Below are 12,395 nucleotides of genomic sequence, written 5' to 3'. Positions count from 1 at the left end.
AAAGGTAATATTAATTTATACCATTTTGATTGAAAATTGATTTTATTGACAGAAAAGTGAGTTCAAATTTGTCTGAAAACGTTCAAGATAAGCAACTTCAGCATTTTTATATTGCCGAAGAACAATCTATTTACTTATTGAATCATGAAGATGCTACTAAATTAAAAGAGTGGGTAGATTTATGTCAACAGCAACTTAAAAGCTTAGGTTATAAAGAAATAGCACTCTTAGGTAAAGGCGCCTATGGTTTTGTGTTCTCGGCAATCAATAGTGATGGAGAAGATGTTGTATTTAAGTTTTCACGTTCAAATTTACCTCAACACGTGCAAGACCGACTAAGTGAAGAAGCCGATATTCAAGGGCAATTAAGTCACTTGCAAATACCAAGAGTGATTGATTATCAAAAAATCAAACGGCAATCCATTTTACAAATGAGCCGAGCACCAGGTATAGATTTAGAAAAACTCTCACATCAGAAAGGCCCCTTAGCACCAGAGCTTGTCGTCAGTATTGCTATTCAATTAGCCGATATTTTACTTTATTTACGTGATGCTAATGCCCATCCACAAAATAAACCTTATGTCCATGGTGATATTAAACCTTCGAATGTTGTTTTTGATGACAGTACAGGTTTAGTACAGCTTATTGATTGGGGCTCAGCAGTTATTGCTCAGCTTGATGTTGATGGGCAGAGTACCAGTAATAATGTTATGGACTTAATGAGTAGCGACTTACAAAACAGTAATGCTCGCTTAGGTGATGTTTATTTTATCGGGCCGGAACAAATCAACGGCGGTTTATCTTCACCACGGTTTGACGAGCAAGGGTTAGCCGCAACTTTATATGCCATAGCATCCGGACAATCATGTCGCTATGGAAGTCAAATTATTCCGCCAAGTTCACTAGGTTTGCCTAAGATGCTAGCAAATGTATTGACGGCAATGTTATGTGATGATGAAAAGAAGCGCAATCAGGCGGGTGATTATTTTTTTAATAATTTATCTTACTTAAAACAATTGGTGTTATCAGATACAGCAACAGTTAACAAAACTGAGCCAATGATACCTGTGTGGGTAAAACGTCATGTAACTGGCCAAAAAGAAGAAATAGATACCGTAGTTTATGGCTCTCGAAAATCTTTTTTACGTGAGGAGTCTGACGCAGATAAACTTAGTGATATTGATGACGTGCAGTTAGAAAAATATTACAAGAATTACTTGATGGGAATGGGGGATAATGAAAAAGCATTTATCGCCGCTTTGAGTCGTTTAGGTAATTTTCCTGTTGTAGGTGGTTTAGCTATTCGTTGGGCAAAAGAGGGCGTTTATATCGACTCTAATTTGACCTTATTTGATGCCAGTTTAAAAGCCTCATTTGAAAGCTCAGTAAATAACATGATCCACTTGGCGCAAGGGATTTTTCGTATTGGTATGTTCAAAAGTTGTTTGTTTAATGCTCGAAACACCCTGCATGTTGAACGTGACAACGCCACTAAACCATTTATTGCTAATGCAGAGCAGGAAATTGCTTTTGAAGTAAGTGATGTTGCTGATATTGATGATATCACTAAGCTCCATTCTTATTTTGAAGATGGCAAAGATCCCGATGAATATTTATATCTGCCTGATGAAATGATGGCGGTATTATCTAGGTTAAATCTAATTCATCATACCGGCTGCATTATTTTTGAAGTGTTACCAACCCATTTAAAAATTCACAGTTATTTGATGTTATTAAACCACGATAAAAAAGCCGAGTTCAGTCAATGCCTAGCTGAAATCTTAGCCTTACTACCAACTATCGATGGTCTTGGCATATCTGGCTTTATGAAGCTACCTTATAAAGACACACGTTTTTTTGAACATATTAGTGCCTTACCAGAGCGCTTTTATCCAAAAAATCCAAAATTGATGTAAATTTTAAAAACGGTTAAAGGATAATCTTATGTACGGTAATCAGATAGGTGATATGGCATGGATGGATTTATCTGTGCCTAATGCAGAGCAAGTTAAAAACTTTTATATACAGGTATTAGGTTGGCAAAGTGAAGCTGTCAATATGAGCTGTAACGGTGAGCCCTATGCTGACTTTGCTATGAGCGCTAAAACTACAGAAAACAATGATACTGAACAAACTGATGCACAGAGTAACTCATTCGTTACCGGCGTTTGTCATGCTAAGGGGGCTAATGAGGATATGCCAGCAGTTTGGCTACCATATTTTTTAGTGGCTGATATTGAACTGGCAGTTACCACTGTAGAAGCACAAGGAGGCGCATTAGTGACTAACATTAAATCGATGGGAGATGATAAGTATGTTGTGATCAAGGATCCTGCAGGAGCCCAAAGCGCTTTATATCAAAAGCATATTAATCCTTAATCTCGCTATTTATTTACGGGCTGTTGATCTTTTGAGATTGTTTTTGCAGCGAATTGTTGGGTATTTATACAAGGCAGAGCCTTTGTCATGTGGTTGTTCAGGATAATTGCTCCTGCATTATCTAATAAGTCACATCCATGTGACGTCACATAAAAAGGCGATAACGCCGTAAAAATGTCCAACAAACGCTGTCCGAAGGATTCGGCTAAAAGCGCTTTGCTCATTGTTGAGTAGTATTTGCTTAGAATGACTAGGCTAAAAACTACTCGCCGCGATTAAAACGCTTTTATCTCGAACAAAATTTAACCGCGAAAGTTCAACAACCCCTAGCTTAATAAATACCCGAATGTTCTTTTTTGTAGTCAATCCAACTTAACTCACTATTCTTGCTAGTAAATAGCGCTCAGGTCAGTATAATATGCGTGCTTATTTTTTTTGCCTAATTATTTTAATCACGTTGGGCAGGAGGATATTGAGCAAAAAATTAACGAAAATAATCAATCAAACTGTATAATTTTTTGTTCTACTTACACCATAGAATGAGTGTCTAAGTGAATAAATAATTGTACAGATTGATTAGAATATCAATACCTTACATGTGATATGTATAAATTAAAGGAAACACATTAGATGTTAAATCCAATCACTAAAAAATTTCAATTCGGTCAACATACCGTAACGCTTGAAACGGGCGCAATTGCTCGTCAAGCATCTGCTGCTGTTATGGCAAGCATGGACGATACTTGCGTATTAGTTTCTGTTGTTGCTAAAAAAGAAGCAAAAGAAGGGCAAGATTTCTTCCCATTAACAATTAACTACCAAGAGCGTACTTATGCTGCTGGTAAAATTCCAGGTAGTTTCTTCAAGCGTGAAGGTCGTCCTTCAGAAGAAGAAACACTAATTGCACGTTTAATTGACCGTCCACTTCGTCCATTATTCCCAGAAGGGTTTACTAACGAAGTGCAAGTTATTATCACCGTTGTTTCTGTTAACCCTGAAATTGCCCCTGATATTATCTCTCTTATCGGTGCTTCTGCTGCACTTGCTGTTGCTGGCGTACCATTTAGTGGTCCTGTTGGCGCAGCGCGCGTTGGTTACAATGAAGGTCAATACATTCTTAACCCATTACAATCTGAATTACCAACAAGTCAATTAGACCTAGTAGTTTCTGGTACTGATTCTGCGGTATTAATGGTTGAGTCTGAAGCTGATGTTTTATCAGAAGAAGTTATGCTTGGTGCTGTAGTGTATGGTCATGAGCAAATGCAAGTTGCAATTGATGCGATTAAAGAATTTAAAGCTGATGTTAATACTCCTGCATGGGATTGGACTGCACCAGAGAAAAATGCTGAGCTAGTAGCAAAAATTGCTGAGCTATCTGAAGCGCAAGTAAACGAAGCATATCAAATTACTGAAAAAGCAGTTCGTTATGAAAAAATTGCTGAAATCCGCAACTCAGTTGTTGAACAATTATTAGCTGCTGATGAAGATCTTAATGTTGCTGAAGCAAAAGAGTTATTTCACGACTTAGAGAAAACTGTTGTTCGTGGTCGTATTACTCAAGGTAGCCCTCGTATTGATGGTCGTGATCCTGAGTCAATCCGTGCTTTAGACGTGATGACTGGCGTATTACCACGTACTCATGGCTCTTCTGTATTTACACGTGGTGAAACACAAGCATTAGTTACTGCTACTTTAGGTACACAACGTGATGCACAACGTATTGACAGTATTTTAGGCGAGAAAACTGATGCCTTTATGCTTCACTATAACTTCCCTCCATACTGTGTAGGTGAAACTGGTTTTGTTGGCTCTCCTAAGCGTCGTGAAATTGGCCATGGCCGTCTAGCTAAACGTGGTATGTTAGCTGTAATGCCTACCATTGAAGAATTCCCGTATGCTGTACGTGTAGTATCTGAAATTACTGAATCAAATGGTTCATCTTCAATGGCTTCTGTATGTGGTACCTCTCTAGCGCTAATGGATGCTGGTGTTCCAATCAAAGCTTCTGTTGCAGGTATCGCAATGGGTCTTGTGAAAGAAGGTGATAACTTTGTTGTTCTTTCTGATATTTTAGGTGATGAAGATCACTTAGGTGATATGGACTTTAAAGTAGCAGGTACTACCGGTGGTATTACTGCCTTACAAATGGATATCAAAATTGAAGGTATCACACAAGAGATCATGCAAATTGCTTTAAACCAAGCAAAAGCAGCTCGTACTCATATTTTATCTGTAATGGATGAAGCGATTGGTGGCCATAGAACAGAAATTTCTGAGTTTGCACCACGCATTCATACTATGAAAGTTAACCAAGATAAGATTCGTGACATCATAGGTAAAGGTGGCGCAACAATTCGCCAATTGACTGAAGAGACTGGCACAACAATCGAAATCGATGATGACGGTACAGTTAAAATTGCTGCAACATCTGGTGAGCAAGCTGAAGATGCAATCAATCGCATTAAAGCGCTAACTGCTGAAATTGAAGTGGGTACACTATACACAGGTAAAGTTGTTCGCATCGTAGATTTTGGTGCGTTCGTTAACGTTCTTCCTGGTAAAGATGGTTTAGTACATATTTCACAAATTTCTGAAGAGCGCGTTAACAATGTAAGTGACGTGTTATCTGAAGGTCAAGAAGTGAAAGTTAAAGTTCTAGAAGTTGATAGACAAGGTCGTGTACGTTTAAGCATAAAAGAAGCGATTGAAAAGCCAGCTGAAGAAGCTCAAGAAGCACCTGCTGCTGAGTAATATTGTTTAAAAAGCACTTTAGCGTGTAATTAGTTGAAAAAGGAGCCTGTTGGCTCCTTTTTTATTATGTGATTAGCGGTAAAGTGAAGTACAATCGAATGATGTTTATACCAATTATGTCCTTGGTATTAGTCCATCTTCTTATTTATCATTAGCAAGGCAACTTAGTGAATTCATCTTTATATAAAATCAGCCAAATAGCTTTGATTTGTACAACACTATTTGTACAAGGCTGTTCAACGTTATCAAGCTCTAGCAAAAGTTCAACCTCTGTGGGTTTAGAGCAGTTAATTATCGCTGAGCCAGCGCCAATTAATTTTAAAAGCGAAATCGCGATAGCCCGCTATTCAGATTTTCTTACACGTGCAAAACTAACTGATGAGCAATCAGCTAAAATTTTATTCGATCGTGGTGTACTCTATGACAGTGTCGGTTTACGTACATTAGCAAGAATCGATTTCACTCAAGCACTTCAGCAAAATAATAAACTTGCGGACGCGTATAACTTTTTAGGGATATACTTCACTCAAATACGTGAGTTTTCTCAAGCTTATGAGAAGTTTGATTCAGTGTTAGATTTAGAGCCAGAGCATGAATATGTACATTTAAATCGCGGAATAGCGCTTTATTACGGTGATAGACCAGAGTTAGCAACGCAAGACTTTGAGGTGTTTGCCAATGGAAGACTTGATGATCCTTACCGCTTGTTATGGCTTTACCTTGCTCAGTATCAGTTAAACCCGGAACAAGCTAAAACGACTCTCTCTACAAAGGGGGATTTAATTGCCGATGATAATTGGGCAAAACAAGTTATTCATTTATATTTAGGTGAAATTAGCCAAGAAGAATTTATCAGTGGTTTAACACGTGGTGTTACTTCAAGTAAGGCATTAACTGACAGACTCTGTGAAGCATACTTTTATTTAGGTAAATATAATCAAATGAAAGGCTACCCTGGCGCCGCAATGAATTTTTTCAAGTTATCAATTAGCACTAATGTTTATGAGTTTGTTGAGCACAGATACTCACAACTAGAATTAGACTTAATGCGAATTAAAAAAGTAACGGTAACTAAAGATCAGAAGCCTAGCTAATTCCTCATAATGGTTATCACGCTAAAGCACCTTTGGATTCGTATTGTCATATTGATATGTTTTTTAATGGTGCTGCCATCTAGCTCATTCTTTTTAGCTACTTATTTAACCAAGAAAATTAGTAATCATAAACATACCTCAGCACAACTAAGCTATGCTTTAGAGCAAAATAATGAAGCAGCGTTAAACTTTGCATGGCAGCAATCAGACAAACATAGCTTAACATGGCAGTTGTTAGCCAAAAGGTTAGCGAAAACGCATGGTGAGGCGGCTTATCAATTAGCCTTATTTTATCAAACACAAAATTTTATCCCACAAGCTATTACTTGGTATCAACAAAGTATCCGTTTACGATTTCCGTCTGCGTATATTGCTCTAGCTCAGTATTATTACCAGCAAGATAATTTTGAATTAGCGAGTGAACTGTTAACTAAACTTGCATTACTTAATGATGAGCAAGCTTTAATAGCAGCTCAAATTCTGGAAATAAAGATAGCAATAACACAAGGGAGCCTTGGAGTTGTTAAAAATAAGCTTGCTGAATATAGAGGGTTAATTTCTGCAGATGCGAAAGGCAATTCTTTATTAGCCCAAATAAATCATTATCAAGTATTAGCTGTTGAAAACAATATCACTAAATTGCCTACTTGCCCTCAAAGTATGCAACTATTTGCTACACGATTTTCACATTTACAGCACCTTGAGGAGCTAATTGGACAATTTGAAGAACACCCATTAAGTCAATATATCTGTTTTACACCAGTACGTTATATGCCCATTGATACATTGGCTTGCACCGCAGAGACGGGGAAAAGCATTCAATGTAACGAAAAGAGCTGGAAGGCGCTTGCACAGAGTGTAGATACTCGGTTTATTGGAGCCTTATTGCCAGAAGGAGGTGCGAATGTGCATTTAGGTATTTTATATATTGATGCTGCTGATAACTTTGATGTTTTTGTTCATGAGATAAGCCATTTATTGGGTTTTGTCGATGAGTATCCTTTAGCTGTAGAGCATAAAGCGTGTCAAAGTATTCAACAGCAAGCATTTTCAGAAAATGTTGCTGTATTAGCTGAGCAATATCAGGGAAATCGAAGAGAAGTTCGAGCTAATATATTATCGCAATTGGCTTGGGGGAAACATATTAAACAAACTACGCCAATTTTACAGCCGGTTAAAAATAGTAGTACATCGACTCAGGATAAGTGGCGATTGGGCACACCAACAAAGTTTCAGCACGAAATAGGTCTATTTAAAGGGAAGACTTGTCAGCGAAGTAATCAAAGGCAAGGTGAGGGTAGTGTTGGTTTTTCAGCATATAGCCCGCTAAATAAAACCACTAAAATGCAATATTTTTCACTAGACTTTCCTCGTGAGTATCTACATTTTTTACAAACAGGCTCAATGAAATATTTGATGCCAAGTTTTCATTATAATATTGCGCTAGCACATTTTACCTCAGGGAATATAAAGGAAGCGGGTTACTGGCTTAAACAGTCTGCAAAATGGGAAGATAAACAGCATAGACGGGAAATGATTTTACAAGGCAACTTTTGATTACCTTGTAAATAAGTATTGGAGTGCTTATACCGCTTTTTTTGTGTCTTTTACGGTTAACACCGTGCATAGAGATGTTTTACTTTCAGAGTTAAATAGTGCTTTTTCATTCAGCTGAGTATTTTGACTCTTTTTTACCGGAGGCGTAACTTGCTCTCCTTGTATAACTTTAGCTATTGGCCACATGGTATAGCTTTCTAAATATTTATCTCTAATAGTTAATTCTTTAGATTCCTTGCCAATAAATTTACTATTCTTATTTATCTTTCGTTTTGCTGCTACAAACCAAGAATACAATGCCATACAATTCCTCCTTTGAATCTGTTAACATTTTATTAATAATAGCGTAAAAGCCGCTAGAAATCTCAATTTTTAAGCTTTGTTGCTGCTTTATTTTCACTATAAATACTAAGTGATTAATATAAGGTATAATTGTGATCAAATTATGATGTTTTTATTTTAAATAGCGAACCATGACGAGTTTTGATGTAAATAAGTTTCGACTGCAATTTCCACTACTTTGCGGTAGTAAGCCAAGTATTCATCTTGATAGCGAACAAAAAGCTAAACAAAGTAAAGTTGAGCCCGTTATTTATTTTGATAATGGAGCAACAACGCAAAAACCACACTGTGTTATTAATAGCTATCAAGCGTATTATCAACACTATAATGCTAATGTACATCGTGCATCCCATTCTCTCAGCGCAAAAGCAACTTTGGCTTTTGAACAAGCAAGGCAGAATGTTCAAAAATTCATAAATGCGAAATCCGAGAAAGAAATTATTTGGACAAAGGGGGCGACTGAAAGTATTAATTTAATTGCCAATACCCTTGGTAAACAAATACTAAACCTAAACGATGAAATTATCATTTCAGTAAGTGAACATCACGCCAATATTGTGCCTTGGCAGTTAATAGCAGAGCAAACCGGCGCCATTATCAGAGTGTTAACGCTAGAAGAAAATGGTCAAATTGATATTGATGCTTATGAAACATTACTGAATGAACGCACTAAATTGGTCTGTTGTGCTCACGTATCTAACGTATTAGGTAAAATTAATCCTATTGACGCTATAGTCAAAAAAGCAAAGCAGGTCGGGGCAATAACGGTTATTGATGGCGCGCAAGCCGTAGCGCATTTCCCTATTGATGTACAAGCACTAGATTGCGACTTTTATGTGTTTTCCGCACATAAAATGTATGGTCCAACTGGGGTCGGAGTGCTTTATGGAAAGCTGCCTATTTTAGATACCCTGCCTCCTTATCAGGCGGGCGGAGAAATGATTAAAAAAGTAAGCTTTAACCAAGCGACGACTTTCAATGAATTACCTTTTAAATTGGAAGCGGGAACACCCAATATTGCAGGTGTTATAGCTTTTTCACAGGCAGTAGCTTTCAATAATCAATACCATGATAAAAATATTCAGCAGTATGAGCTCCAGCTCACTCAATACTGTTTTCAAGCCTTAACGAATATTTCACAAGTAAGATTTCTCACGCCAGGTATTCCTGATATCCCTGTTATTGCTTTTAGCATAGCAGATCATCACAACCATGATATTGCCAGCGCTTTAGACAGTTTTAATATAGCTATTCGTAGCGGTCATCATTGTGCAATGCCTTTAATGGAGTACTTTAAAGCTAATGGCTGTTTACGTGTATCTATGGCGCCATACAATACCTTTGAAGAAATAGATTATTTTATTGCTAGTTTAAAAACAATAACTAGCGGCGAGAGCAAACCTGATACAAAAATTTTGGCTCAGCAAGTGATACCAACGAGCGAGTTAAATAGTGATGATATTATTAATCAGTTTGCTAAATCTGCAGGTTGGCATAATCGTCATCGGGAAATTATGCTACTTAGCAAGCAACTGCCCCGATTAGGGAAGGATTTGCGAAATGATGAGACACTTATTCAAGGTTGCGAAAGCTTAGCTTGGTTGTTAACCGTGCCGTCAAAGCAAGGAAAGTTGTACTTTCAAGCTGATAGCGATGCAAAAGTAATTCGCGGTTTACTGGTGATAGTACTTGCCGCCTTCAATGGTAAAACGGCTCAGCAAATACAAGCCTTTGATGTTGAAAGTTACTTTGCAAAGTTAGGCTTAATGCAACAGTTAAGCCCGTCCAGAGGGAATGGCGTGTTGGCAATTGTCGAAAAAATCAAACAAAGTGCGCTAGCTACATTATAAAAGGTGGAAGAAATGGTTTATGCCGCTCTAAAGTACAAAGCTTAGGAAGCCTTCTTCAAATATTTATCAATAGCTCTACCCACAGCAAAAAATGCAAATGTAGCAGTAACATGAGTTGTGGCACCAAAGCCACCACTACAATCTAATCGAGTAGCTGCACCACCATTTTCACTAGCATCAGGTTTAGCTAAGCAAACACCACCTGTTTCATCAGGGTAACGTAGTTGCTCAGTTGAAAATACGGCATCGACAGAAAATTTTCGTTTACTTGCTTTAGCTATATCAGCACGAGGGAAGTTAAACTCTCGTCTAAGTTGATTTTTAACTTTAGCTAATAATGGATCTTGGTAAGTTTTGCTTAAATCCGTAATCGCAATTTGGCTAGGATCTACCTGACCACCAGCACCACCTATCGTTATAACAGGTAATTTATTTCGCTTACAGTAAGCAATAATTCGTGTTTTTATATCAACCGCATCAATAGCATCAATGACATAATCATATTTACTTGGCATATCTTGAGCAGAGAGCAATTCAGCTAAGTTATCAATAGTGACAAAGTCTTCAATTATATTTACTTGGCAACCGGGGTTGATTTGTATGATACGGTCACGCATCACCTCAACTTTACTCATGCCAACAGTGTTAGTTAGTGCATGAATTTGTCGATTGATATTACTCATACAAATATCGTCAAGGTCGATTAAGGTTATTTGACCAATACCATTTCTAGCTAATGATTCGGCAACCCAGGAGCCAACACCTCCTATACCAACAACACAAAAATGAGATTTTTGTAGTAACTGGGCACCTTGAGTGCCGTAAAGGCGGGCAATACCACCAAATCGTAAAGAGTAATCAGACATGAAAAAAGCGCTTAAACGGTATTATAAAACTATCGTTATTATACCGAGATAGCGCTATTGATTAAAACTAACTTAAGCAACTTTTGTGGAAACACTTTTTAATTAAGCAAGTTTGAGGTTTATTAACAGTATTTTTTCTCAAAGAAAGCTTATCTAATTTTTGTTCAACGATAATGCTTATTGAAAATATAAAAATTAAAAAGCTCGGTAAAATCACAAAAGCGGTAATTTCATTGACCTCAGATGTTAATGGAACGAATGCGATTAATAATAAAAAGGCAGCTAACGATATTCTGTGAACTAATCGAAATAACTTTAAAGTATTTTCCATGAATATTTCCTTTGTTGAAATTTAACAAGTACAGCGAGCAATAAATATTAACGCTTGAGAATATTTTTGTAAGGTGGCATATTTGCCATACTTAATGTCAAATATGTCACTGTTGGTTTGGGTAAACTCATGGAGTAATTATGAAAGTATTAGTTTTAGCCACCGAAAACTGCATGGTATCGGCCGTGTATGGGGTATTAGATGTCTTTTATACGGCAAACTATTGTATAAACCGTCGTTATGGTGAAGGTGTTATTGATAACTTTGATTGCCAAATTGTCACCATGAAAAACAAAGGTGTTCATGGCTATAATGGCATTGAAATAAAACCCACTCAGCATTTAAATGTTGCAGATGCACCAGATATTATTATTTTATCTGCTTCTGTCGAAGTACTGATAGATTGTTGCGAAGATGATATTGAAATTGATGATAAAGATACTATTAAGCAATGGTTAACACATTGCAAAAAGCAGGGAAGTATTATTTCAAGCTTTTGTACCGGTGCATTCTTATTAGCTTCCTCTGGGCTATTAGCTGGAAAAACGGCAACCACTCATTGGCGTAGTGCCGATCTATTTAAACGTGTATTTCCTTATATACGCTTAGATTGTGATCAATTAATCATCGATAATGACGATATCATTTGCTCTGGAGGCTCAATGTCATACATTGATCTTGCTTTGTATCTTATCGATAGAACCCTAGGAAAAGACATTGTTTCTGATTGTGCCAAGTTCTTGGTTTTTGATCCGGTAAGACAAAAGCAGTCACCCTATCTTACCTTTCAAGCACAAAAGAAGCATGAGGATAAAGCTATTCTAGCTGCTCAGGATTGGCTTGAACGTCACTATAATAGTGATATATCTATGGATGCACTGGCAGAGAAGGTTGGCTTAGGGACGCGTACTTTTAAGCGTAGGTTTAAGCAAGCGACTAATGAAAACCCTATCAATTACCTACAAAGGATCCGTGTAGAGCAGGTAAAGGACAAGTTAGAAAAAACCACAGACGGTATAAATCAGATAATTTGGTCAGTAGGCTATGAAGATATCAGCAGTTTTAGACAGCTTTTTAAACGCTTTACAGGCTTAACACCCAAAGGTTATCGGCAAAAATTTAGCTAAAACAATCAATTTTCTTGTGAAAAAATACTTTTATGTATTTCTTTTGTGAATAGTAGTTATTACTCTAATAAATAAAAACTATAGTCTTTTTGGCG

Annotated in this window: 10 protein-coding genes and 1 pseudogene; 7 read left to right on the top strand and 4 right to left on the bottom strand. The window is 37.1% G+C overall.

Features of this window, described 5'->3' with window-relative positions:
- Window positions 1-68 precede the first annotated feature (68 nt).
- Together AC27IF_RS18325 and AC27IF_RS18320 are read left to right on the top strand one after the other, a co-directional pair.
- Window positions 69-1,916, top strand: coding sequence for a serine/threonine protein kinase (locus AC27IF_RS18325; RefSeq protein WP_487055795.1), 1,848 nt, complete (start codon window positions 69-71; stop codon window positions 1,914-1,916).
- Window positions 1,917-1,944: 28 nt separating this feature from the next.
- Window positions 1,945-2,379 carry a VOC family protein gene (locus AC27IF_RS18320; protein ID WP_487055794.1) on the top strand — a complete coding sequence of 145 codons (435 nt, stop codon included), beginning with the start codon at window positions 1,945-1,947 and terminating at the stop codon, window positions 2,377-2,379.
- Between the two features lie 9 nt (window positions 2,380-2,388).
- Here AC27IF_RS18320 and AC27IF_RS18315 read toward each other — a convergent pair.
- A pseudogene (locus AC27IF_RS18315) lies at window positions 2,389-2,603 on the bottom strand (hypothetical protein).
- Between the two features lie 406 nt (window positions 2,604-3,009).
- Here AC27IF_RS18315 and pnp point away from each other — a divergent pair.
- The 3 genes from pnp (at window position 3,010) to AC27IF_RS18300 (ending at window position 7,784) form a co-directional block, all read left to right on the top strand.
- The gene (pnp, locus tag AC27IF_RS18310) at window positions 3,010-5,133 is read left to right on the top strand and encodes a polyribonucleotide nucleotidyltransferase (protein ID WP_487055793.1); all 2,124 of its coding nucleotides are present in this window, start codon (window positions 3,010-3,012) and stop codon (window positions 5,131-5,133) included.
- Window positions 5,134-5,300: 167 nt separating this feature from the next.
- On the top strand, window positions 5,301-6,227 hold the full coding sequence (gene nlpI, locus AC27IF_RS18305) for a lipoprotein NlpI (RefSeq protein ID WP_487055792.1): 927 nt from the start codon (window positions 5,301-5,303) through the stop codon (window positions 6,225-6,227).
- 66 nt (window positions 6,228-6,293) lie between these two features.
- The gene (locus tag AC27IF_RS18300; RefSeq protein WP_487055791.1) at window positions 6,294-7,784 is read left to right on the top strand and encodes a tetratricopeptide repeat protein; all 1,491 of its coding nucleotides are present in this window, start codon (window positions 6,294-6,296) and stop codon (window positions 7,782-7,784) included.
- Between the two features lie 27 nt (window positions 7,785-7,811).
- Here AC27IF_RS18300 and AC27IF_RS18295 read toward each other — a convergent pair whose 3' ends face one another.
- A complete protein-coding gene (locus AC27IF_RS18295; RefSeq protein WP_487055790.1) occupies window positions 7,812-8,087 on the bottom strand; it encodes a hypothetical protein in 276 nt (91 codons plus the stop codon).
- 170 nt (window positions 8,088-8,257) lie between these two features.
- On the opposite strand from AC27IF_RS18295, the gene AC27IF_RS18290 reads away from it, so the two are divergent.
- Entirely contained in the window at window positions 8,258-9,976 is a 1,719-nt protein-coding gene (locus AC27IF_RS18290) for a SufS family cysteine desulfurase (RefSeq protein ID WP_487055789.1), read from the top strand.
- A gap of 41 nt (window positions 9,977-10,017) precedes the next feature.
- Here the strand turns inward: AC27IF_RS18290 and tcdA are convergent, their stop codons facing one another.
- On the bottom strand, window positions 10,018-10,842 hold the full coding sequence (gene tcdA, locus AC27IF_RS18285) for a tRNA cyclic N6-threonylcarbamoyladenosine(37) synthase TcdA (protein ID WP_487055788.1): 825 nt from the start codon (window positions 10,840-10,842) through the stop codon (window positions 10,018-10,020).
- Window positions 10,843-10,909: 67 nt separating this feature from the next.
- On the bottom strand, window positions 10,910-11,173 hold the full coding sequence (locus tag AC27IF_RS18280; RefSeq protein WP_487055787.1) for a hypothetical protein: 264 nt from the start codon (window positions 11,171-11,173) through the stop codon (window positions 10,910-10,912).
- 140 nt (window positions 11,174-11,313) lie between these two features.
- Here AC27IF_RS18280 and AC27IF_RS18275 point away from each other — a divergent pair, with 140 nt between their 5' ends.
- A complete protein-coding gene (locus AC27IF_RS18275; RefSeq protein ID WP_487055786.1) occupies window positions 11,314-12,300 on the top strand; it encodes a GlxA family transcriptional regulator in 987 nt (328 codons plus the stop codon).
- The last annotated feature ends 95 nt before the right edge of the window (window positions 12,301-12,395 follow it).

It is taken from the genome of Colwellia sp. KS18-150, from assembly GCF_057551365.1.
This window is presented reverse-complemented; position numbering and strand designations above follow the sequence as displayed.

Excerpts from the sequence above, each read along its gene's own strand:
- AC27IF_RS18320 (WP_487055794.1), top strand. The coding sequence starts at position 1,945 with ATGTACGGTAATCAGATAGGTGATATGGCATGGATGGATTTATCTGTG.
- pnp (WP_487055793.1), top strand. The coding sequence starts at position 3,010 with ATGTTAAATCCAATCACTAAAAAATTTCAATTCGGTCAACATACCGTA.
- AC27IF_RS18300 (WP_487055791.1), top strand. The coding sequence starts at position 6,294 with ATGGTGCTGCCATCTAGCTCATTCTTTTTAGCTACTTATTTAACCAAG.
- AC27IF_RS18295 (WP_487055790.1), bottom strand. The coding sequence starts at position 8,087 with ATGGCATTGTATTCTTGGTTTGTAGCAGCAAAACGAAAGATAAATAAG.
- AC27IF_RS18290 (WP_487055789.1), top strand. The coding sequence starts at position 8,258 with ATGACGAGTTTTGATGTAAATAAGTTTCGACTGCAATTTCCACTACTT.
- tcdA (WP_487055788.1), bottom strand. The coding sequence starts at position 10,842 with ATGTCTGATTACTCTTTACGATTTGGTGGTATTGCCCGCCTTTACGGC.
- AC27IF_RS18280 (WP_487055787.1), bottom strand. The coding sequence starts at position 11,173 with ATGGAAAATACTTTAAAGTTATTTCGATTAGTTCACAGAATATCGTTA.
- AC27IF_RS18275 (WP_487055786.1), top strand. The coding sequence starts at position 11,314 with ATGAAAGTATTAGTTTTAGCCACCGAAAACTGCATGGTATCGGCCGTG.